Below are 20,954 nucleotides of genomic sequence, written 5' to 3'. Positions count from 1 at the left end.
AGCGGCGCGATGGTGTCCCGCGGGTCAGTCGCAGTCCGCCGCCGGTGTGCGCGGGCTCCCCAGGGTGGGGAGCCACACGAGCAGATCCGGCAGGGCGGCGTAGGCGGCGAACCCGTGGTCGACGTCGGGATAGCGGTGGAACGTCACGTCGGCCTTCTGGGAGCAGAGCAGCTGCACGTATCCCTCCGTGGCTGTCGGACGCACGAGCTCGTCGGCTTCTCCCTGCCCGACGAACACCGGCACGGTCAGCGGCTCGCCACCGGCGCTGTTCTCCGCCAGCAGCGTCTGCCAGGGCTCGGTGGTCGCGGGATCGCTGGTGACGTACCCTCCGACGAGCGGATCGGCGATCGCGTGGAGCTCCTTGGTCTCGGTGAGCAGGCAGAGCTCGGCCATCCTCGGTGTCGCCTCGGCGCCCGCGGGGGTGAGGATCGCCGTGATCTCCTCCGCGGAATAGCGGTCGGCGTACGCGGCCTCGTACGCCGGGATCGCGAGCGAGGCGATGGTGACGCCGGAGAGATCGATGATGTCATCGGTCATCAGGGCGTTCAGGTTCGCCGCCGGCGCTGCGACCGCCACGCCCTGCACGGTCAGCTCGGGCGCGTAATCGGCCGCCCGCTGCGCCGCGAAGAGCACCGCCTGGCCGCCCTGAGAGTGCCCCCACAGCACGACGCGATCGCTCGCCTGGACGTCGTCGATCTGTCGTGCCGCCCGCACGATGTCGAGCACGCTGTTCGACTCGGGGATCCCCAGCAGGTACGACGAGGCGCCCTCCACGCCGAGTCCCGGGTAGTCGGTGGCGGCGATCGCGTAGCCCTCCGCCAGCAGCTCGTGCAGGCCCTCGATGTACTGGAAGGGGTCGAGGCCGAGCGACGGCGCGCACTTGGTCGCCGCGCCGGTCGTCGGATGCCCCCACGAGACCACGGTGCGGCCGCCGGCGGGCGGGGCGCCGTCCGGTACGATCACGACCCCCGAGACGGCGACGTCATCGCCGGCGAGGTCCTGAGACAGGTAGATCACGCGCCAGGCGCTCGACCCGACGGGTGCGCTCTCGATGGGCTCGATCCGGATGATGGTCCCGGGGTCGCCGGAGGGGAGGGGCGTCGGAAGGGTGTAGAACGCCGGGTCGGTCGCGAGCTCGCGCTCACCCTCGATGTAGCGTCGGGCGAACTCCGCGGCTCCGAGGCCGAGGATGACGACGAGGACGGCGGCGACGATGAGCAGGATGCGCCGCCGCCGGTGCGGGCGCCGCGGTGCAGGCGACGTCGAGCCGAGTGAGACCATACGCCCTGTATATCGCAAAGCGTCGACAGGGCGGGACCGATCGCCCCGCCGGCGTCGCGCCGTTCTCACAGGGTGCCGGCGGTGGGACTCGAACCCACACGCCCTCTCGGACAAAGCATTTTGAGTGCTCCGCGTCTGCCATTCCGCCACGCCGGCTCGTGTGTCGCGTCTTCGACTGTAGCGCAGGGGAGGAGCGGGCCCCCGCCGCGCCCACGGCCGATCGAGGGGCTCTCCCACTAGGATGGTGGTGTGACCGAGCAAGAACAGGCTGAGCAGCCCACGGCATCCGCACCCCGACGCGTGGTCGTCGCCGAAGACGAGTCGCTGATCCGTCTCGACATCGTCGAGATCCTGCGCGACAACGGCTTCGACGTCGTCGGCGAGGCCGGCGACGGCGAGACCGCTGTCGCTCTCGCCACCGAGCTGCGCCCCGACCTCGTGATCATGGACGTCAAGATGCCTCAGCTCGACGGCATCAGCGCGGCCGAGAAGCTGCACAAGGGCAACATCGCCCCGGTGGTCCTGCTCACCGCCTTCAGCCAGAAGGAGCTCGTCGAGCGAGCAAGCGAGGCCGGCGCTCTCGCGTACGTCGTGAAGCCGTTCACCCCGAACGACCTGCTTCCCGCCATCGAGATCGCTCTCGCCCGTCACGAGCAGATCATCACGCTCGAGGCCGAGGTCGCCGACATGGTCGAGCGGTTCGAGACCCGCAAGCTCGTCGACCGCGCCAAGGGCCTGCTGAACGAGAAGATGGGCCTGAGCGAGCCGGAGGCGTTCCGGTGGATCCAGAAGGCGTCCATGGACCGTCGTCTGACCATGCAGGACGTCGCCAAGGCGATCATCGAGCAGCTCGCTCCGAAGAAGTGACCCGCGTCGGCGCTCCGCACGGGGTCGCCGGCGGAGACGGCGTCGTCACTCCGCGACGGATCGGATCATGTTCGTGATGCGGATCGTCGAGCAGCGTCGGCCCTGATCGTCGCTCACGACGATCTCGTGGACGGTCATGCTGCGCCCCAGGTGAATGGGCGTGCAGACGCCGGTGACGACGCCCGACGTGGCCGACCGCGTGTGCGTGGCGTTGATGTCGACTCCCACCGCCAGCCTGCCGGGACCGGCGTGCAGGTTCGCCGCCATCGAGCCGAGCGACTCGCCCAGCACGACGTACGCCCCGCCGTGCATCAGCCCGACGGGCTGCGTGTTGCCCTCGACCGGCATCGTCGCGACGCAGCGCTCCCGGCCGAACTCGACGAACTCCATGCCCATCTTCTGAGCGAGCGCTCCCATTCCGCGGGCCGTCGCCCATTCGAGTCCCTCGCTCGTCGCGACGTCGCTCATCGATCCTCCTCAGCGGGTGTCCGTGGTCCTCGTTAGGCTGACAGGGTGACGGACTCCGCAAAGCCTACCCTCATGGTCGTCGACGGCCATTCCCTCGCCTACCGTGCGTTCTTCGCGCTCCCGGTCGAGAACTTCACGACGAAGGACAACCAGCACACCAACGCCATCTACGGCTTCCTCTCCATGCTGGTCAACCTCATCAAGGCCGAGCAGCCGACGCACATGGCCATCGCGTTCGACACGTCCCGCCACTCGTTCCGCACCGACGAGTACCCCGAGTACAAAGCGACGCGTTCCGAGACGCCGCAGGAGTTCCGCGGTCAGATCCCGCTGCTGCAGGAGTGCCTCGCCGCGATGTCGATCCCCGTCCTGACGAAGGAGGGGATCGAAGCCGACGACATCCTCGCGACGCTCTCCACGCAGGGGGCCGAACAGGGCTACGGCGTGCTGGTGGTCTCGGGCGACCGCGACACCATCCAGCTCGTGAACGACGAGATCACGCTGCTCTACCCGAACGTGCAGGGCGTCTCGCAGCTCAAGCGGTACGACCCGGCGACAGTGCAGGAGCGCTATGGCGTGCGGCCGGAGCAGTACCCCGACATCGCCGCGCTGGTGGGCGAGACCAGCGACAACCTCCCCGGCGTCCCCAAGGTGGGAGAGAAGACGGCGGTGAAGTGGCTCACGCAGTTCGGGTCGCTCGACGAGCTTCTGGCCCGTGCCGATGAGATCAAGGGCGTGGTGGGCGGCAACCTGCGCGAGCATCTCGACGACGTGCGGCGCAACCGCAAGCTCAATCGTCTGCTCCGCGACGTCGAGCTGCCCGTCGGGCCGGCCGACCTCGCCGTCACGCCCATCGACGCCCAGGCCGTTCGCGACGTCTTCGCGCGGCTCGAGTTCCGCACTCTGCTGCCGCGGGTCTTCGAGGCCGTCGGGGCGGGAGAGGTCGCCGACGACCCGGCCGCGACCGTCGTTCTTCCGGAGCCGGCGCAGGTCTCGGCCGCAGACCTGGCCGCCTGGGCTCTGGCGCAAGGCGAAGACGTCGCCGTCCGCATCGCGACGCAGGGCGGCCGCCCCGTCCGGATCGGGGCGGCGACGACCACCGAGCTCCGCGAGTCGGACTGGTCGGATGCCGCGGCCGAGGCGCTGGGCGAGTGGCTGTCGTCCGACGCGCCGAAGGTGTTGCACGACGCGAAGCCGCAGATCAAGGCGCTGCTGCGTCAGGGCTTGCGCCTCAGCGGGCTCGCCTACGACACGAGCCTGGCGGGCTGGCTGCTGCGTCCGAGCTTCCCCGACAAGACGCTCGCCGACCTGGTGCAGCGCTACCTCGGTGAGAAGCTGCCCGAGGCCGACCCCACCCAGCTGGTTCCCGAGACCGAGGGGGCGACCCCGTCGCAGGAGGCGTGGTTCGCGCTGCGCGTGGCCGAGGCTCTCCGAGAAGACATCCCCGAGTCGGTCGCGTCGGTGCTCCTCGACATCGAGCTCCCGACCCTCACGACCCTGGCCGACATGGAGTTCGCGGGCGTCGCGGTCTCGCACGAGGTGCTCTCGACGTTCTCGGGAGAGCTCGCCGTGCGCGCCGACGGCCTCGCGCAGGAGGCGTACGCCGCCGTCGGCCGCGAGTTCAACCTCGGCTCGCCCAAGCAGCTCCAAGAGGTGCTCTTCGACGACCTGCAGCTGCCCAAGACGCGCAAGACGAAGTCGGGTTACTCGACGGATGCCGCCGCCCTCGCTGACCTGCAGGAGACGCATCCGCACCCCTTCCTCGCTCTGCTCCTGCAGCACCGCGAGGCCACCAAGCTCCGCCAGATCATCGAGTCGCTCGACACCGCGATCGGCGAGGACCAGCGCGTGCGCACCACCTACGTGCAGACGGGCAGCCAGACCGGCCGACTGTCCAGCACCGACCCGAACCTGCAGAACATCCCGGTGCGGACCGACGAGTCGCGGCGCATCCGCAGCGCCTTCCAGGTGGGCGAGGGGTACGAGTCGCTTCTGACGGCCGACTACTCGCAGATCGAGATGCGCATCATGGCGCACCTGTCCGGTGACGCGGGGCTGATCGAGGCGTTCAACAGCGGCGAAGACCTCCACCGCTTCGTGGGAGCTCGGGTCTTCGGCGTCGATCCGGCCGATGTCACGCCGGCCATGCGCACGAAGGTCAAGGCGATGTCGTACGGGCTCGTCTACGGTCTCTCGGCGTTCGGGCTCTCGAAGCAGCTGCGCATCGAGCAGTCCGAGGCCAAGCAGCTCATGGTGGAGTATTTCGCCCGCTTCGGCGCGGTCCGCGACTACCTTCGCGCCTCGGTGATGAGGGCGAGGGAGGTGGGATACACCGAGACGATCTTCGGGCGTCGTCGCCCCTTCCCCGATCTCGCCAGTCCCAACCGTGTGCTGCGGGAGAACGCCGAGCGCGCCGCGCTGAACGCCCCGATCCAGGGCAGCGCCGCCGACATCATGAAGATCGCGATCCTCCGCATCCACGACGACCTGCGATCGCAGGGACTCCGTTCGCGTGTGCTGCTGCAGATCCACGACGAGCTCGTGGTCGAGGTCGCGCCCGGCGAGTGGGAGGTGGCCGAGAGCATCGTGCGCACCCGGATGGGAAGTGCCGCCGACCTCTCCGTGCCGCTCGACGTCCAGGTCGGACGCGGCGCCGACTGGAACGAGGCGGCGCACTGACCGACGTGCGGGCGGGGGAGTGCGAAGAGCGGGGCCGACGGCGGCCGAGGCTAGGCTGAGAGGATGACTGCAGCTCCTCGCACTCCCTCTGCCATCGACCGGGTCGCTGACGAGTGGGTCGACACGATCGCCGTCCTCGCTCCGACACTGGGCACCTACATCGGCCGTGACGAGGTGAACGATCGCTTCGGCGATCTGAGCCCGGACGGGCATGAGGAGATCGCCGCTGCGACGCGCGCGACCCTCGATCGGCTGTCGTCGCTGGAGCCGGTCGACGCGATCGACGAGGTCACGAAGGCCGACCTGGGAGCGGAACTGCGGCTCGATCTCGAGCTGCACGACGCGAAGTGGCATCTGCGCGACCTGAACGTCATCGCGTCGGCCGCGCAGGACGTGCGCTCGGCCTTCGACCTGATGCCGACCGCCACCGCTGACGACTGGGCGGTGATCGCGACGCGTCTGGCCGCCGTTCCCGATGCTCTGCGGGGGTACGTCGAGACCCTGCGGTTGGGTATCGCCGAAGGCGTGGTGCCGGCGCGCCGTCAGGTCACCGAGGTCGCCACGCAGATCAGCCGGTATACGGCCGACGACGGCTTCTTCGCCGGGTTCGTGGCGGAGGCCGCGCCCGACGAGGGGCAGCTCCCGGCCTCGCTGGCCCGCACTCTCGCCGACAATTCCGCGGCGGCACGCGTCGCCTACGACGAGCTGCGTCGCTTCCTCGCCGAGGAGCTCGCACCGGAGGCCGGAGAGACGGATGCCGTCGGGCGGGAGCTCTACGCCTTGAACTCGCGTCGTTTCCTCGGCGCGACCGTCGATCTCGACGAGACCTACGAGTGGGGCAGGGAAGAGCTCGCGCGCATGGTGGCGGAGCAGACGGCCGTGGCGGGGGAGATCCTGCCCGGAGCCACGGTCGAGGAGGCCGTCGCGCACCTCGAGTCCGATCCCGCACGCAAGCTCGTGGGCACCGACGCGCTGCAGCGGTGGATGCAGGAGACGAGCGACCGGGCCGTGGCGGAGCTCGGCGCCTCCCACTTCGACATCCCCGAGGCCATTCGCACCCTCGAGTGCATGATCGCCCCCACGCAGGAGGGCGGCATCTACTACACGGGGCCGACAGACGACTTCTCGCGTCCCGGTCGCATGTGGTGGTCCGTTCCCGAGGGCGTGACCGAGTTCGACACCTGGCGCGAGCTCACGACGGTGTTCCACGAAGGAGTCCCCGGACACCACCTGCAGATCGCTCAGGCGGTGTACAACCGCGCCCAGCTCAACAGCTGGCGGCGGCTCCTCGCCGGCACCTCCGGACATGCCGAGGGATGGGCTCTCTACGCCGAACGACTCATGGAGGAGCTGGGCTACCTCGACGATCCCGCCGACCGATTGGGAATGCTCGACGGTCAGCGGATGCGGGCGGCGCGAGTCGTCCTCGACATCGGGGTGCATCTCGGAAAGCCCCGACTCGACGGCACGGGGACGTGGGATGCGCCCTACGCCCTCGACTTCATGCGCGGCAACGTGAACATGTCGGATCAGTTCGTGCAGTTCGAGGTCAACCGCTATCTCGGCTGGCCGGGCCAGGCACCGTCGTACAAGGTCGGCCAGCGCATCTGGGAATATGCCAGGGACGAGTACGCCGCGAAGATGGGCGATGCATTCTCGGAGAAGGACTTCCACAAGCGGGCGCTTGACCTCGGGGGAGTGGGTCTCGACACGCTCAGGTGGGCGCTCCAGGAGCTCTAGACCTCGGAGTGGAGTTGACGCGAAAGGAGCCTCGCGCGAGGTTACTTTCGCGGTCTGAACTGGTGTAACGTGCGCCAGTGTCACTTCTGGGCGGTGTTGGACGCGGCCCAGGAGGGTAAGACAATGCAGACACTTGCGGGATGCCGTCGGCGTACACGGCGCGGAGCTCGTGGAGAGCGCCGTATGTCGATGGCTCGATGAGGTCGGGACGGAGCGCGCCGCCGTCGTCTCGGAGGCGCTGGCCGCCGACGGAGTCGATGGCCTCGCAGGCTTGGCGCTTGCGGGACCGGCACTCGGCGGCCTCGACGCGGACGAGCTCGCGGCGATGCTGGCGCATCTCCCGGACACGGATAGTACGGTCGCTCACGCCGCCTAGGCGGGCGGATGGAACATGATCTAGATGCTCCATCCGCCCTGAGGCCAGGGTAGTCGACCGATCCTGAGGCCCCGTCGCGGTCACTCGTGCGGGGCCGCCGTCGTGCGCGCCGGGACGTCGGCGGCATCTTCTAGACTCGCGGCAAGAGGAGGCTCACACGGCGGTGACGTTTACATGCCCGGCGTGCGGCAAGTCGGCGCGCATCGTGTCGGGAGGCCACGTCGAGGCACACAAGTCGACGCCGGGCGTGGCCTGTAGTTACCTCAAGACGCCGAGCTCGGGAGGAGTCCGCGAGAAGGAGTCCGCCGAGGTGCGGGCGAATCGCGTGGCCCAGCGCAGGGCGGAGGACGCTGAGAAGGCGGCGACCAGAGCGGCTCAGAACGCACGAGCGGCGGAGGCCCGCGAGAAGGCCGATGCGGCTCGGCTTGAGCAGAAGCGGCGGACGGCGGCGCCGCGGGTCGAATGCCCGCGATGCTACGCGCTCGTCCAACCGTCGAAGAAGTCGGAGACCGGCCTCGTCGCGCACACCCGGCCTACCGGGCACTGGTGCAAGGGCGGCGCGGAGCCGAAGGCGAAGCAACGGAAAGTCAAGCGGAGCGTCTGGCCCGTATCGGGCGGTCTGCCCGGGCTCGGGCGTCGATAGCGGCTTGTGGCGTCATCTCGCCCATGATCTCAGCTACGGCGCTTGCTTTGCTTCTGCACCATGGCACGCGCGTACTTGGTCGCGCCCCAGAGGCCGTTCCTGGCCGCCACGGGGTTTGTCCGGTGAAGGTGGTGGACGAGATCGTGGCAGGTCGGGCAGACCGGGACGAGGTCCATGAGTCGCTCCGCTCCGAGGTTCTTGTAGGTGCGGTGGTGGAGGTGCATCCCCTTCTGGCGTGGAGCGTCGCAGACGTAGCACTCGTGTGGAAGCTTGGACGCCCAGTAGCGGGCGCGGACGGCGGCCCACTCTGGAGAGTTGATGTAGGCGCGGTAGCCCGCCTTGGTCACCGTTCCGCGTCCTGTAACTCCCATGCCGCCAGCCTAGACAGGACGGCGTCGGAGTCGGCGACGTGTCCTAGACCCGCGGCCGGTCGGGGGCGGCTTGCCGGGACTGGGTCGGCGGCGCTGAGGTTAGACGTCGGACAGACCACACGGACGTCCGAGAGTCTCCTGGAGTCACGGCACGAAGAGGCTCAGGTCGGGCGGCTACGCCGCTGATGCGAGCCCATAGGTGCCGCACTCACAAACGCCGTCGATCGCCATCGTGTGCTCCTCGTTGCTGGGGCAGGCGATGAGTGACTCGATGCGCCTGGGCTTGCGGGGGACGCGAAGGAGCGGGGGAGTCGACGATGAGGCGTGGGAGTTGGCCCGCGCTCGGATCGGCTGGCGCGCGGCGCGGTGTGCAAGGAGGGTTGCGATGGCGTCGGCGGGAAGTAGGTCGTTCACAGCTTCAACGTTAGGGCGGATATGCACCGTTGATTCTGGAGCGGTTGGGGCGGGGTTCATCGTTGCTCGGGCGGGGAAGGTCGTCGGTGTGGTCTGCATGGCGGCGGAGTCTACGGTCAGTTTCGCCCCGAGGGTCGATGGCGGGAACAGGCCGTGAAAACGCCGAAAGGCCCCAGCGCCGGGGACGATCCGGGCGGGGGTCTTCTGGGTCATGCGACGTGCTTGAGGCGGCGCGCCGCTTCGATCTGGTCCTCGACCTGTTTCACCGCAGAGGTGCGCGGGGGCGGGCAAGATCGACGCTGATACGCTCGTCGCGTCTGTCGCGGCGTGATCGAGCGGGGTGGCCAGCACTAGCATCGGAGCATGGTCTGGGATAGCTGGTCGGCAGGGGACTGGGCGGGCGTACTGGGTACCCTCATTGCCGCCTTCGTCGGCGTTGGTGGCTTGCTCATCGTCCTAGGCGTCGAGCGTTCGGGACGATACGCCGAACGGGTCGATGCGGCCCTCGCCGAGGTCATCGCTGCGCTCGGGCGGCGTGCGGCGGAGCTTGATGTTTACACGTCCGAGGTGTTCTCGCTGAACGACTCCCACTATCAACAGGTGATGGTCTCTCAGCGCCGAGACGCGAGGCGAGCGTCCCCTGGCGGCCCGCTTGACGCCGATCTCCAGACCGCCGCCGAGGTCGCCTGTCTTGCGGCAACGCGACGGCGAGATAGAGCGCCAGTCGAAGCCCTGGCGGCGGCGACGTTCGATCTGAAACAGGCTGTGCCGCTCTGGCAGATGGAGCGCGCGGGGCGAATCGCCGCCGACGTGCGTCGTTGGCGAACGGGAGAGCTCGACTCTCCTGCGTTCATAGCCCGGATGCAGGAGCATCGGTATGGTGCCCTGGCGTCTGGCGAGGCCGCCCTGGCCGCCGGGAACGGTGACTAGTTAGCGCGGCGATTATTGCGGCGAGTCCCGGGAGTGCGTCGACGAGAAGGCGGGTCACGGCGAGAGCGTCAGCGTTGAGCATGGCGCGGAGCCTAAGGGCGCGCACACGGGAAGGGACGGGGTAGTCGCATCGGGGCTCCCCGAAGCGAGGCCAGCACGGTTAGGAATCGGCAGCCCGCGGGCTCGATCAGCTGGGCTACCTCGACGTGTCGCCCAGCGTCAGGTCGTGTGTTGCTCGGTGAACAACGCGTCTAGTGGCTGCACCTGTTCCGGGTGCGGGACCGAGAGGGGACGTCCCGGAGTGGTGACAACCTTGCCGCGGGCGATGATTGCTCGGGACTGCTTCGCCCAGTCGTAAGCCGACCGGATCACGGACTCCGTGGTCGTGATGCGTATCTCCGCGCTGCGGTTGTTGCGAATAGTGCGGATCGCTATCTCACCAAGTGGCTCATCCGGGAGATGGCGAATCTCGACGATCTGTCCGGATACGGATTCGGTCACGTCCTGGCGGGTGGTCTTCATCTTGCGCTCGACGCGAGCGAGGATGGGGGCCGCTTCATTCGGGATGACGACGCGCTCGGGGATCCCGCCCGGCGCGCGTAGCCCCGGGGCCCACTGGAACTTGATGTCGAAGGACTGGATGCCGGACTGGATGGCGATGGCGCGGACGGAGGCTACGAGCTCGCTACTCACACCGGCTTGCACCAGTTGGATGACGTCGTCGGTGGTGGGCTCACGGTCGGGCTGTACAGCGATGGTGTTGATCGCAGCAACGGCGGAGGCGAGGGTGCGGGTGACGCGGCGCTCGCCAGGCTCAACCTCGGTCCGGTCGCCGAGGATCTCAGCGTCGGTCAGCTCGGGCGGTTCCACAGGCATGACTACGGGCAGGACGAACGATCCGCGACGGGTGTGAGACAGGCGGACAAGAGCCGCGAGCTCATCGCCGGGAGCGCTGTAGTTAGCTCCGATATGGGGACGTGACTTTCGCGCGGTGGTTGCCGCGGCACGCACCATGCGCCGCGCAGATGCCAAGACGGTCGACGCACTATCGAGGAGGACACTGTCGTCCGAAACGAAGGAGTCTCCGATGCGGTAGTTCTGGATGTCTTGGAACTCGCTCTCGATGGCGTCGGCAACGTCCTGGGCGGGGACCTTTTCGATGTTGCCGAGCCGGTCGGCGATGCCGCTGAACTCTGGCGACCCCTGCTCTAGCTCGAAAGGGACAGCGAGCGCGAATGTGCCGCGGTCATCGACCATGCGCCAAATCTCGCCGACAGGACCCGCCGGGTCGGCTCGCCAACCGTTGCGTGTCAAGAAGCTGGCGACGTCGCGTCGGGCAGGAGTGTGCTGAGTCATGCGGCGTCCTCCTTGCCTGTAGGGGTGTATAGGTTCATCAGATCGGCGTGCCACGTGGGGATAGTGTCCAAGGTCACCCGTTGGGCGCGCGGAACCTTGATCGTCTTCGTAGTGTCGAACTGACCTGCTGTGAGGCGCACCCAGTACGCCGCAGTCCCAACCATCTTCGTCCCGGTTGTGTCATGAGCTAACCACGAATCACTGACAGTGGGTACGACGACGATGACGAAGTAAAGCGGCACTTGGACGCGCGCCCACTTGGCAATCCACTTGTCCTCTGCGCTGAATGAGAGGTACTCGTCGGTGTCATCGATCGCTGCGGTGGCAGTCGTCTTCACCTGAACACGAACGGACCCCTCCGGGAAGTCGAGGAAGTGATCTACCGCGAGTGTGTCCTCGCCGGGGCTGGTCTCGTTGAATCCGCAACCTGCCTGACCCGCGATCGCCCGCATGTATACGACACCGAAACGGCCCTTGCGGGCGTTCAAGTCGAGTTGCTGAAAGGGAAGCAACACTTCCGGTTCGGACGTCGTCGGCATGGCCTGACTCTAGTGGTCGCGGCGACGAGGGCGCGAGTTCAGCACGGCGTCTCGGCCAACACGGGGCGCGCGAAGCGCCGTCGCAAGTGAGAGCCCTACATCAGTCAGGCGGCTAGGTCGGACCGGACATGGGCGAAGGGCTCCTGATGATGGTCGAGAGCCTCGGAGAGGGCGGTCGCGGGGCGGTCGAGCGCGGCTGTGGCGGCGTCGATGACGGTAAGCGATAAGAGGACCTGAGCCCGCACGGCTAAGCGTGAGGGTGCGGTGGCGAGCTCGCCCGTGGGGTCGCTCACGCCGAGCGCGGTCGTCATTCGTGCGCCTGGTGACTGGTCCCACTGGGCTGCGGAGCTCGCCCCGGAGGAGGTCGACGAGGCGGAGGACGCTGGCGGCGTGCGCGGTGGTCGCCTCTCTAAGCGTGTGGGCGGCGGCGATCATCGGACGCCGCCCTAGGAGCTCTGATTGCCAATGCCTGCCTCGACGAGTAGCCGAGCTCGAGTCCGCGCGCATCGCTGATGACGTGGACGGTTGACGCGGGGATAGTCAGCGGCGCGCCGGGAGCGGCGACGAGGGGCGGGGGGGACTGGTAGGTCCCGGGAGGGAAGAGGTGAGACATGAAGCTCCTAGAAGGGTGGGGATGAGACGGGTGAGGTAGGGAGGGTGAGGTCGCAAGACGCTCGCGCCGCGATACGGAAGGCGTCGGGGACTAGGCGTTGGTTGTGCCAGAAGTTCTCTATGCCGCCGCCTCGGACGTGGCGTTCCCAGGCTCGGGCGGCTCCGACCGTGGGGTGCGTGGCGTAGTAGTCCTTGACAGGGCGGTAGAAGATGAGGGCCGCGGCGTCGCGGGTCTCCGAGTCCTTTCGCGCGGCGAAGATGCCTTCGAAGTCCAGCGGCGGGAGTGGACCGTTGGTCAGACCGGCTACCGCCTGGACAGCTTCCTCATAGCTCGGGAAGCCGCCCCGCGCGGGAGCGCTCATGCTGGGCGGTTTCATCGCGTCAGCCCTCCGTGGCGAGCGCGGGCGAGCGCTTGGCCTCGGTTGGCCGGGACGATGAGACGGCCCAGGATGCGTGATGCCTCCGTGCGCGCGAGGCGGGCCTCTACGAGACACGGATGGGCGGTTGTCTGGCCGGTGGACCCGGTCGAGACGTAGTTGGCGTCGGCGGCGACCTTGTCGAGGGCATACGCCGAGGCCAGGAGTTCGCACGCCTCGACGAGGGTCGAGAAGGCGGCTCCAGCAAGCCCGGGCGACTCTGCGAGCACGGAGTCGTAGGTGTCGACGACTGGGTCGGGCCAGTGGGCGGGGTGTTCGGGGGATGACACGGGGCCTCCTGATGGCGTGTAAACGGGATGAATGACCTGATCGCGGGTCGGAGAAGAACAGAGCTCTGCGGGCGCGGGCAGGGGGACGCTATGCCGCTCCGGGGAGCGTGGGAGGGGGTAGGGGGAGGCACCCCCCCAGGGGGTCGCGACGCGGTGAGCCACTGAGGCCCTACGATTACCCCGATGAGCCAGTCAGTCAAGAAGCGGGTAGCCGCGCGCACGATCGCCGGAACGGCAGAGGAGTTCGATGCGCTCGCAGACGCGCTCAAGCAGCTTTGCGAGGTGGATCGGGCGCGGTGGGAACTGAGCCATCGCGATGTTGACGGCTTCACCACGACAGAACCGCTTGCGAAGGTTCGGGGTCTTGAGGTCCAACGAAGCAAGGCGCTAACGCTCTGGGTGGGCGAGCCGTTCGCGGTCCGGCGTATCACCATGACTGCGGACGTCTACGGAGTGCGCATAGACGTCTGGGGTGAGACGCCAGACTGGGTGCATGATGCGGCTGCCGTAGTGGAGCGGCGCGCACGGGCGATGCGGCCCTGGTGGTGGGTAGTGCGTACGGGCATCGGCGCGGGCGTCCTCACCATGACAATCAACTTCCTCTTGCTGACGATCGCAACGATCGGCTATCGCGTGGCGGGCTTGGAGTTCTGGATTGGCACGTACTGGATCGCGGCAATTGTCGGGCTGGTAACCGCCGTGAGTATCTCAACAGTTGGCGCCCCCGGGTTGAAAATTGGGCCCCGGGAGCGGTTCGGCGGCGTGGCATGGCGAATCTCGCTGTTCTTGCTCGGGGCAGTGGTGTCTGGCGCTATCGGGCTAGCGGTCGGCTGGGCGCTCACTGGGCAGCCGGTGTCGTAGCGAACGATTTCAAGGCTGATGCAGTGACTTACGGAGAAACATTTTGGATGACCGTTGCGCAGGTGCTCCCGGTGATCGCGCTGACTTACGTGATCGAGGAGCGCGCCTTCCTACGCCGCGCGGCGGAGAGCAATAACCCTGAGAGATTCGCGCGGATTCGCTGGGTGAGAGTCGCCGTAGCGCTCGTCACTATCTTGACCGCTGTTTGGCTGTTCCTAGCCTTCCTGATCACTGTCCTGGTGATAGCGGGCGGGCGATATGAAGAGGCGAAAGTAGTCGGCCCGTTCGTCATCTACGCGGTGGTGGCGGGCGGCGTGGTCGTATTCGTGCGTCCGGCCGTATCGATCGCGGGGGCGATGACAGGCGATGTCACCGGAGCGTTGCGACGGGCGATGCCATGGTCGGTGAAACACCGGTTCGCGAGAAGACTACGGGGCGAGATTGACCAGTGGGAGAACGAGCTCCGCGAGACGATCCGCGAGCGGCTCTCCATGCGTGTCGCGCTCGCAGACCGGTATGTGCGCGCATTCCAGGCGGAGCGAAACGGCGAGGACGGCTTCGACTTGGAAACGACGTTGGCCCAACTCGACGGTGCCCGCGGATACATAGATGCAATGCCGGAGTTGGAGACGCTCATCCGGGACCGTCTCTCTACGACGCGGCAGACGCTAGAGAAACTTAATCGGCTGTCGGAGCACGATGCGGAAGACGCTCGCCAGTACGCACTCTTGATGAGCAAATAGAACGCGGTAGCGCGGGCCGCGCCCGATCGATCGGTGGGGCGTCGAAGGATTAGCGCCGCCGCTACTCTGCCGTGCGTGCCGCTCATGACTTAGAAGGAGACTCGCGCCTCGCACTCGTTAACTGGAGCCCGCCGCTGGGACGTCGAGGCGTGCGTTGAGGATCGCGGCCGCTAGCGCAGATGCGCGTTCTCCATAGTCCTCGTCGCTCTCTCCGCCAACGAGGTCTAGAAGTTCGGCGGTGAGGACAGGATGGGCGTGAAGCGCTCGCTCACGTCGGAGCGTCTGACGTACGCTCGCAAGCTCGGCGGCGACATGGATGCGCTGCGCCTCAGCGTGCTCGTAGGCCGTCTGAAGGTCGAAGCTAGGTGAAGCAGTCACGGAAGGTCCTTGAGTGGGGGTTGAGGTGAGCTCGCCCCCTCGACTCGGCACCGGGCACGGTGGAAGAGGGGGCGAGTCTGGATCGCCGATGCTCAGCGCGTGGGTTTGCTCTGGATGCGCGCGCGATACTCGGCGAGCTTCTGCGCATCATCGATGTCGTCACGGACGTCCAGATCATTGATTACGCGAACGCGTGTCTCGCGGTCGCCGGGAAGGAGGATCTCCTGGGCCAGTAGCGAGAGCGCCTTCTCGCGGAAGAAGCTTCGCCCGTCGGGTACAGCATCGACGTAGCTGGCGATCTCGCGGAGTGTGTAGCGCACGCCGTTTGATGTCGGGTCCTGGACCTGGCGGCCAAGCCACGCATTCACCTCGTCGCGAGTCATGATCGCCGCGCGGAGTGCTGTGAGCTTCTCAGCCGCGTCCTTCTGAGCAGCCTTACCGATGACTGCGTACTGAGCCTTGAAGGCCTCCGTACGGCGTCCCCGGTCGACGTGATGCGAGAACTTGCGGACGGCGCGGTCGAGGTCACGGTCGCTCGCCGAGAGCTCGTCTGTGGCGACACGGTAGGCATCGATGGCGTTAGTCCAGTCGGCGTGGGAGACGCCGGGCTTGGGCTGACGGAGTGGGTCCAACACATGAGGCGTCGTGAGGTCGCGAGCCGTCTCGCTTGCTGCGCGGGCCGCGCTGGCCTTGTTGCTGTGCGCAACGCGCAGCGCGGTGTATTCGGAGGCGAGCTCTGTCGCCCCGGGGATAGCGGAGATGACGTACTCGGGCGTGGTGTTTGGGTGATGGTTCATGGGTGCCTTTCGTTAGGAGTGCGCGGCGAGTCCTGATGAGCACGCCGAGGAGCCCGGCGCGGCTCGTAGGGATATACCGCCTGGGAGTGGGCGACTGCTCAGCGTCTCCCGAACGGACCGCGAGCGCGCGGTGGGCTGGCAGAGGGCCGAGGTCAGAGGCGCGCGGAGAACTACGGAGAGGGCGCTCGGCTTGATGACGAATAGGAGACCGCCGGATAGAGCGGCTATGCCCGCGTCTAGACAGCGAGGAGGCGAGCGGTCTCGCGGGCGACTTGCTCCAGCTTGAGCACGTCGCCGGAGAGGATGGCGGCATCGGCCTCGGCGGCGAGGCGTTGGCGCTGGGCGATGAGGCGGTCTCGATGCCAGTAACTGCGGTGACGCGGACTGCAGAAGCGTCCAGGCTGAGCGAGGCTAGCCTCCGCTTGGCAGTGATCGCAGGTGACGATGTATCGGGTCATAAGCGCTCCAACTCGGGCGTGATGTGACGCCAGCAGATGAAAGGGAAACGCCCCCGCTCAACCGATAAGTGAAAGTGGGGGCGCAGAGAAATATCTCTCCTCGGGTAGAAGACCGCCTGGGTGCCCATACGGGGGAGCGGTGGGCGCGGTGGCGCTCGGTGTGACGGAATGACGGAAGTTCCGTCACTTTCTCTTCCTTTAGGAGTAGCTCTCTCTCTCGAAGGCGGAATAGAGAATGACGATTTGATCCGTCACTCCGTCACTCACGGCGCCACCCCCGCCCCACCGGGCTCATCCGGCGAGGCACGTCACCGCACGCCCCGCATCGCCGCAAGGCGCTCGTGGTGCTTGATGGAGCCGAGAAGCTCGACGTCGCCGGAGCCGAGGTCGACCCAGAGCGGCCCCTCTCCCACGGCGGGCTCGCCGAGGTCGGCGTCGTAGTGCGCGAACGCGGCGGCAGTGTCGTCGGCGTACGCGCCCGGCGCGAGCGTGTGGTCGGGGCGGTGCTCGGCGAGATAGGCCATGGCGGCGGCGCGGGCCTGGGGGAGCGTGAGTCGAGCCATGCGGGACCTACGGCGTGGCAGGGGCGACGGAGTCTGCTCCGCTGTTGAGATGCTCCGCGACGAGGTGCCAGACCTCCACACGGGAGAGGCCGCGTCCGGGGGAGACCGTGACGTCGAGAAGCTGGGAGAGCGCCGCGCGCTGGCGGTCGAGGTCAAGGTCAGCGATGCGCTGGGCCACGACGTCGCGGAGCTCCCAGAAGTCGGAGCCGGGCGCTCGCTCCGCCGTCTCGATAAGGAGGTCGCGCGCAAGCGTTGCCAGGGACGCGGAGGACGTGCGCGAGGCCCGGGCGGCGTCCAGAGCGGCTTCCACCTCACGCCGCTCGTCACGGAGCGAGAGGAGGCGCGTACGGGCGGCTTGGGGCGAGATGAGCTCATCGTCACGGTCGGCCATCGTGGCCGTCGTGGCTCGCTCGATGCGCTCCAGCCTGGCGACGAGCGCGCCAGCGGACTCGGGCTCGTCGCCCGTCAGGGCGGAGGGGTCGGTGGTGAGGAGTGCGAGAGCCATCTCGCGGCGGAGATGGGCGTCGAGGAGCTCCACCTTGATGCTCGCGTGTTTCCGTGACTTGTCCTCGTGTCGCCCTCCCGAGCGCGTGAGGGTGCGTATCTGGCAGGTATAGAAGCCGGAGTGGACGTTGAGGACGTTGTGGCACCCCTCTACGCCGCACGCGACGAGGCCGGAGGAGAGATGGCGACGCCCAGGGCCCGCCGAGGTGCGGCGCTTCTCGTCGGTCAGGATCGCGCGGACCTCCTCGGCGAGCTCGGGGGAGACGATGGGCGTGACGCGGTCGGAGGGGACGGCGGTGTCGCCGACGGGGACGAGTCCGCCGTAGGAGGGGTTGAGGAGCATGTAGCGCACGCGAGCGCCTCCCCAGCCCTTGCCGGTCCCGGGCGGGACGTTGTCAGCCAGGAGCCCGGCGACGACGGAGCGGAGGGAGGCCCCGCTCGCGATCTGCTCGAAGCATCGGCGGACGACGGCGGCCTCCTCCTCGCGAGGTGTTTCACCGTCGATTTCGTAGCCGTAGCGGCGGCGGCCAGCGTGCGGCTTCCCAGCCGCCACGCGTTGCTCATTGGCTCGGCGGTGGCGAGCCCCCTTCCGCTCGATTTCGGAACGGGCAACAGCGGCCTTGATGCGGGCGAATAGTTGTCCTCCCTCGGTCGACAGATCGGCTTCCCCGTTGGTCGTCACGATGGCGAGACCGTGCTCCCTTGCGGCCTCGATCCAGTCTTCTAGCTGGCGCGGCTGGCGCGTGAGGCGGTCGAGGTCGTAACAGACGATGGCGTCGAAGGCTCCGCTCGCGTAGTCGGCGACAAGGCGGTCATAAGCGGGACGAGTGACGGAGCGCTTGGAGGCTGAGACGGAGTTGTCAACGTAGGGCTCGCCCGCCTGAGTCCAGCCCCGTTGAGCGATGATGGAAAGCGCGTCCTCTAGCTGGCGCTCGATCGCCGCCTCCTCGCCCGTGCGGTCGAGGGAGATGCGAAGGTAGATGGCGGCTCGCTTGCTCATCGTCCTATCGTAAGTTAGGTCAGCGCATCTGGGAGCAGGTGCGCGATGCGGTCCGCTCGGCGGAAGGAGAGGCGTTCTCGTTCACCCGGTTCCACAAGCGGGCGCTCGATCTGGGCGGTGTGGGCCTCGACACTCTGCGCGGCGCTCTTCTGCCTCGGTGACGGGAATGCTCTGCCCCGATGCGGTGTTCATTCACCTGAATGGAAAGGGATGACATGAGCATCGAATTCGGACTCGACACCTTCGGAGACATCACCCGCGACGAGAACGGCACGCTGCTCTCGGCGGCGCAGACCATCCGCAACGTCGTCGCGCAGGCCGAGCTCGCCGACGCGGTCGGCGTCGACTTCTTCGGGGTGGGGGAGCACCACCGCGCCGAGTTCGCCGTGTCCGCTCCCGAGATGGTGCTGGCGGCGATCGCCGCGCGCACCGAGCGGCTGCGCCTGGGCACGGCCGTGACGGTCCTGTCGTCCGACGACCCTGTCCGAGTCTTCGAGCGCTTCGCCACTCTTGATGCGCTGTCGGGCGGTCGCGCCGAAGTCGTGCTCGGCCGCGGGTCGTTCATCGAGTCGTTCCCGCTCTTCGGCTTCGATCTCCGCGACTACGACACGCTCTTCGAAGAGAAGCTCGAGCTGTTCACCGAACTGCTCCGCGAGGAGCCGGTCACCTGGTCGGGAACGATGCGGGCGTCGCTCGACAACGCGAACGTGTTCCCCAAGACCGAGAACGGGCTGCGCACCTGGGTCGGTGTGGGCGGCAGCCCCGAATCGGTCGTCCGCGTCGCGCGCCATGGTCTGGGACTCATGCTCGCGATCATCGGCGGACCCGCGGGTCGCTTCCGACCCTTCGTCGACCTCTACCACCGATCGGTCGCCTCGTTCGGGACGACGGCGCACCCCATCGCGGTGCACTCGCCCGGTCACATCGCCGACACCGACGCCGAAGCCTGGGATGCCGCGTACACCGGGTTCGAGGCGATGAACAACACCATCGGTCGTGAGCGCGGCTGGCCCGTCTACAGCCGCGCCAGGTTCCAGAACGACGTCGGCCCGGAGGGCGCCATCTACGCCGGGTCGCCCGACCGTGTCGCCGAGAAGATCGCCGACACCGTCACGACGCTCGGTATCGGCCGGTTCGACCTCAAGTACGCGACCGGGACGCTGTCTCACGAGGCGATGATGCGCAGCATCGAGCTCTACGGCACCGAGGTGATCCCACGGGTGAGGAAGCTGCTGGGCGAACGGGCATGACACGTCATCAACCGACGCCGATCGACGGTGCGGCCCTACGATGTGGGCATGGCCAACCCCGTCCTGCCGAGTCGATCCTCGCTGGCTGAACGTCTCGATTCCCTGCCGTTCACGCGTCGTCACCTCCGCGTGCTGTTCGGATCGGGAGTCGGCTGGGCGCTCGACGCGATGGATGTGGGCCTCATCTCCTTCATCCTCGCCGCGCTCACGCAGCAGTGGGGCCTGAGCAAGGGCGACGCCGGCTGGATCGCCTCCATCGGGTTCCTCGGCATGGCCGTCGGAGCGACGATCGGCGGCCTCCTCGCCGATCGGCTCGGCCGGCGACAGGTGTTCGCGATCACCCTCCTCGTCTACGGCGTCGCCACCGGGGCGAGCGCGCTGGTCGGCGGGATCGCCGCGCTCCTCGTCCTCCGCTTCTTCGTCGGTCTCGGCCTCGGCGCGGAGCTCCCGGTGGCGTCGACGTACGTGAGCGAGTTCGCCCCCGCCCGCATCCGCGGCCGCGTGATCGTCATCCTGGAGGCGTTCTGGGCCGTGGGCTGGACGGCCGCGGCGCTGATCGGCTACTTCGTGATCCCGGCATCCGACGACGGATGGCGCTGGGCCTTCGCGCTCGGCGCCATCCCCGCGGTGTACGCGCTCGTCGTGCGCTGGGGACTGCCCGAGTCACCGCGCTGGCTCGCCGGCCGCGGGCGCATCGCCGAGGCGGATCGCATCGTCTCGGCGTTCGAGACAGACGCCGACGTGAGCACGGCGCCGGCGATCCGGCGAGAGCCGCCCACGCGGGCGATGGCGGTCACCGCCCGCGCCCGGCTCGCGACGCTCTGGAACCCCGAGTTCCGGGTACGGACGATGTGCCTCTGGCTGGTGTGGCTGTGCGTCAACTTCGCCTACTACGGGGCCTTCATCTGGATTCCGAGCATCCTGCTCGACGCCGGCTTCGACCTGGTCAGATCGTTCGGGTTCACCCTCGTCATCACGCTGGCGCAGCTCCCGGGGTACGCCGTCGCCGCCTGGCTCATCGAGGTCTGGGGTCGGCGTGCCACCCTCTCGACGTTCCTGGTCGGGTCGGCGGTGTCGGCGGTCGTCTTCGGCACCGCATCGTCGGAGCTCGCCATCATCGCATCGGGCATGGCGCTGTCGTTCTTCAACCTCGGCGCCTGGGGAGCGCTCTACGCACTGACCCCGGAGACGTATCCGACGTCGCTCCGCGGGACGGGAGCCGGCTGGGCCGCCGGCGTGGGACGCATCGCGTCGATCGTCGCGCCGCTCTCGGTGCCGGTCCTGCTGGTCGCCGGCGGGACCCCGCTGCTCTTCGTCGTCTTCGGAGCATGCTTCGTCGTGGCCGCGGCGGCCGCCTGGGGTCTCGCAGACCGACGCGGAACCACGCTCGACGACCGCTGACGCGCCCACGCTCGACG

The 20,954-nt window shown here is 67.9% G+C and carries 18 protein-coding genes, 1 tRNA gene and 2 pseudogenes; 10 read left to right on the top strand and 11 right to left on the bottom strand.

All coding sequences use genetic code 11. The annotated features are described in order from the left end of the window. Window positions 1-24: 24 nt before the first annotated feature. Together AB3M90_RS05770 and AB3M90_RS05765 are read right to left on the bottom strand one after the other, a co-directional pair. The gene (locus AB3M90_RS05770) at window positions 25-1,281 is read right to left on the bottom strand and encodes an alpha/beta fold hydrolase (RefSeq protein ID WP_412950551.1); all 1,257 of its coding nucleotides are present in this window, start codon (window positions 1,279-1,281) and stop codon (window positions 25-27) included. Window positions 1,282-1,354: 73 nt separating this feature from the next. Then, window positions 1,355-1,437 (bottom strand) — tRNA-Leu (locus AB3M90_RS05765). Between the two features lie 93 nt (window positions 1,438-1,530). Between AB3M90_RS05765 and AB3M90_RS05760 the strand changes: the two genes are divergently transcribed. After that, the gene (locus AB3M90_RS05760; protein WP_025103469.1) at window positions 1,531-2,148 is read left to right on the top strand and encodes an ANTAR domain-containing response regulator; all 618 of its coding nucleotides are present in this window, start codon (window positions 1,531-1,533) and stop codon (window positions 2,146-2,148) included. 45 nt (window positions 2,149-2,193) lie between these two features. On the opposite strand, the gene AB3M90_RS05755 is transcribed toward AB3M90_RS05760, so the two are convergent. Next, window positions 2,194-2,616: a hotdog fold thioesterase gene (locus AB3M90_RS05755; RefSeq protein WP_412950550.1), complete on the bottom strand. Its 423-nt coding sequence runs from the start codon at window positions 2,614-2,616 to the stop codon at window positions 2,194-2,196. Window positions 2,617-2,661: 45 nt separating this feature from the next. On the opposite strand from AB3M90_RS05755, the gene polA reads away from it, so the two are divergent. From polA to AB3M90_RS05740, 3 genes are all read left to right on the top strand, one after another. Further along, window positions 2,662-5,295 carry a DNA polymerase I gene (gene polA, locus AB3M90_RS05750; protein ID WP_412950549.1) on the top strand — a complete coding sequence of 878 codons (2,634 nt, stop codon included), beginning with the start codon at window positions 2,662-2,664 and terminating at the stop codon, window positions 5,293-5,295. 63 nt (window positions 5,296-5,358) lie between these two features. After that, window positions 5,359-7,035 (top strand): DUF885 domain-containing protein, encoded by a 1,677-nt coding sequence (locus AB3M90_RS05745; RefSeq protein ID WP_412950548.1) that lies wholly within the window; start codon window positions 5,359-5,361, stop codon window positions 7,033-7,035. Window positions 7,036-7,168: 133 nt separating this feature from the next. Further along, window positions 7,169-7,411 carry a hypothetical protein gene (locus AB3M90_RS05740; RefSeq protein WP_412950547.1) on the top strand — a complete coding sequence of 81 codons (243 nt, stop codon included), beginning with the start codon at window positions 7,169-7,171 and terminating at the stop codon, window positions 7,409-7,411. Window positions 7,412-8,083: 672 nt separating this feature from the next. Here the strand turns inward: AB3M90_RS05740 and AB3M90_RS05735 are convergent. Then, complete coding sequence (locus tag AB3M90_RS05735) at window positions 8,084-8,425, bottom strand: hypothetical protein (protein ID WP_412950545.1); 342 nt, start codon at window positions 8,423-8,425, stop codon at window positions 8,084-8,086. 777 nt (window positions 8,426-9,202) lie between these two features. On the opposite strand from AB3M90_RS05735, the gene AB3M90_RS05730 reads away from it, so the two are divergent. Then, the gene (locus AB3M90_RS05730) at window positions 9,203-9,769 is read left to right on the top strand and encodes a hypothetical protein (RefSeq protein WP_412950543.1); all 567 of its coding nucleotides are present in this window, start codon (window positions 9,203-9,205) and stop codon (window positions 9,767-9,769) included. A gap of 219 nt (window positions 9,770-9,988) precedes the next feature. Here the strand turns inward: AB3M90_RS05730 and AB3M90_RS05725 are convergent, their stop codons facing one another. The 4 genes and pseudogenes from AB3M90_RS05725 to AB3M90_RS05710 all read right to left on the bottom strand — a co-directional run bounded on the left by AB3M90_RS05725 (window position 9,989) and on the right by AB3M90_RS05710 (window position 12,982). Then, complete coding sequence (locus AB3M90_RS05725) at window positions 9,989-11,125, bottom strand: hypothetical protein (RefSeq protein ID WP_412950541.1); 1,137 nt, start codon at window positions 11,123-11,125, stop codon at window positions 9,989-9,991. After that, window positions 11,122-11,664 carry a DUF4365 domain-containing protein gene (locus AB3M90_RS05720; protein ID WP_412950540.1) on the bottom strand — a complete coding sequence of 181 codons (543 nt, stop codon included), beginning with the start codon at window positions 11,662-11,664 and terminating at the stop codon, window positions 11,122-11,124. The genes AB3M90_RS05725 and AB3M90_RS05720 overlap by 4 nt, the downstream gene beginning before the upstream one ends. A gap of 104 nt (window positions 11,665-11,768) precedes the next feature. Further along, window positions 11,769-12,005: pseudogene (locus AB3M90_RS05715) on the bottom strand (DUF7169 domain-containing protein); the annotation flags it as partial. A 644-nt stretch (window positions 12,006-12,649) separates the two neighbouring features. Continuing rightward, window positions 12,650-12,982 (bottom strand): hypothetical protein, encoded by a 333-nt coding sequence (locus tag AB3M90_RS05710; RefSeq protein ID WP_412950536.1) that lies wholly within the window; start codon window positions 12,980-12,982, stop codon window positions 12,650-12,652. Window positions 12,983-13,165: 183 nt separating this feature from the next. Between AB3M90_RS05710 and AB3M90_RS05705 the strand changes: the two genes are divergently transcribed. Then, window positions 13,166-13,843, top strand: a complete 678-nt coding sequence (locus tag AB3M90_RS05705; RefSeq protein ID WP_412950535.1) for a hypothetical protein — start codon at window positions 13,166-13,168, stop codon at window positions 13,841-13,843. A 47-nt stretch (window positions 13,844-13,890) separates the two neighbouring features. Further along, a complete protein-coding gene (locus AB3M90_RS05700) occupies window positions 13,891-14,586 on the top strand; it encodes a hypothetical protein (RefSeq protein ID WP_412950532.1) in 696 nt (231 codons plus the stop codon). Window positions 14,587-15,056: 470 nt separating this feature from the next. On the opposite strand, the gene AB3M90_RS05695 is transcribed toward AB3M90_RS05700, so the two are convergent. The 3 genes from AB3M90_RS05695 to AB3M90_RS05685 form a co-directional block, all read right to left on the bottom strand. After that, window positions 15,057-15,761, bottom strand: a complete 705-nt coding sequence (locus AB3M90_RS05695; protein WP_412950531.1) for a hypothetical protein — start codon at window positions 15,759-15,761, stop codon at window positions 15,057-15,059. Between the two features lie 766 nt (window positions 15,762-16,527). After that, window positions 16,528-16,782, bottom strand: coding sequence for a hypothetical protein (locus AB3M90_RS05690; RefSeq protein ID WP_412950529.1), 255 nt, complete (start codon window positions 16,780-16,782; stop codon window positions 16,528-16,530). A 7-nt stretch (window positions 16,783-16,789) separates the two neighbouring features. Next, window positions 16,790-18,286, bottom strand: a complete 1,497-nt coding sequence (locus AB3M90_RS05685; RefSeq protein WP_412950528.1) for a recombinase family protein — start codon at window positions 18,284-18,286, stop codon at window positions 16,790-16,792. An 11-nt stretch (window positions 18,287-18,297) separates the two neighbouring features. Between AB3M90_RS05685 and AB3M90_RS05680 the strand changes: the two are divergent. The 3 genes and pseudogenes from AB3M90_RS05680 to AB3M90_RS05670 form a co-directional block, all read left to right on the top strand. Beyond that, window positions 18,298-18,447 (top strand): annotated as a pseudogene (locus AB3M90_RS05680) (DUF885 family protein); the annotation flags it as partial. 54 nt (window positions 18,448-18,501) lie between these two features. Further along, a complete protein-coding gene (locus tag AB3M90_RS05675; RefSeq protein WP_412950526.1) occupies window positions 18,502-19,536 on the top strand; it encodes an LLM class flavin-dependent oxidoreductase in 1,035 nt (344 codons plus the stop codon). A gap of 48 nt (window positions 19,537-19,584) precedes the next feature. Then, window positions 19,585-20,937, top strand: coding sequence for an MFS transporter (locus tag AB3M90_RS05670; RefSeq protein ID WP_412950525.1), 1,353 nt, complete (start codon window positions 19,585-19,587; stop codon window positions 20,935-20,937). Window positions 20,938-20,954 lie beyond the last annotated feature (17 nt).

This window comes from Microbacterium martis (genome assembly GCF_047246685.1).
Classification (GTDB): Bacteria; Actinomycetota; Actinomycetes; order Actinomycetales; family Microbacteriaceae; genus Microbacterium.
Note: the sequence above shows the minus strand (reverse complement) of the source record. Positions and strands in the feature narration are given on the sequence as shown.

What these genes read in the sequence shown, in the direction of transcription:
- AB3M90_RS05670 (WP_412950525.1), top strand. Translation starts at nt 19,585, where the DNA reads ATGGCCAACCCCGTCCTGCCGAGTCGATCCTCGCTGGCTGAACGTCTC.
- AB3M90_RS05735 (WP_412950545.1), bottom strand. Translation starts at nt 8,425, where the DNA reads ATGGGAGTTACAGGACGCGGAACGGTGACCAAGGCGGGCTACCGCGCC.
- AB3M90_RS05700 (WP_412950532.1), top strand. Translation starts at nt 13,891, where the DNA reads ATGACCGTTGCGCAGGTGCTCCCGGTGATCGCGCTGACTTACGTGATC.
- AB3M90_RS05730 (WP_412950543.1), top strand. Translation starts at nt 9,203, where the DNA reads ATGGTCTGGGATAGCTGGTCGGCAGGGGACTGGGCGGGCGTACTGGGT.
- AB3M90_RS05705 (WP_412950535.1), top strand. Translation starts at nt 13,166, where the DNA reads ATGAGCCAGTCAGTCAAGAAGCGGGTAGCCGCGCGCACGATCGCCGGA.
- AB3M90_RS05725 (WP_412950541.1), bottom strand. Translation starts at nt 11,125, where the DNA reads ATGACTCAGCACACTCCTGCCCGACGCGACGTCGCCAGCTTCTTGACA.
- AB3M90_RS05675 (WP_412950526.1), top strand. Translation starts at nt 18,502, where the DNA reads ATGAGCATCGAATTCGGACTCGACACCTTCGGAGACATCACCCGCGAC.
- AB3M90_RS05745 (WP_412950548.1), top strand. Translation starts at nt 5,359, where the DNA reads ATGACTGCAGCTCCTCGCACTCCCTCTGCCATCGACCGGGTCGCTGAC.
- AB3M90_RS05770 (WP_412950551.1), bottom strand. Translation starts at nt 1,281, where the DNA reads ATGGTCTCACTCGGCTCGACGTCGCCTGCACCGCGGCGCCCGCACCGG.
- AB3M90_RS05695 (WP_412950531.1), bottom strand. Translation starts at nt 15,761, where the DNA reads ATGAACCATCACCCAAACACCACGCCCGAGTACGTCATCTCCGCTATC.
- AB3M90_RS05720 (WP_412950540.1), bottom strand. Translation starts at nt 11,664, where the DNA reads ATGCCGACGACGTCCGAACCGGAAGTGTTGCTTCCCTTTCAGCAACTC.
- AB3M90_RS05755 (WP_412950550.1), bottom strand. Translation starts at nt 2,616, where the DNA reads ATGAGCGACGTCGCGACGAGCGAGGGACTCGAATGGGCGACGGCCCGC.
- AB3M90_RS05685 (WP_412950528.1), bottom strand. Translation starts at nt 18,286, where the DNA reads ATGAGCAAGCGAGCCGCCATCTACCTTCGCATCTCCCTCGACCGCACG.
- AB3M90_RS05690 (WP_412950529.1), bottom strand. Translation starts at nt 16,782, where the DNA reads ATGGCTCGACTCACGCTCCCCCAGGCCCGCGCCGCCGCCATGGCCTAT.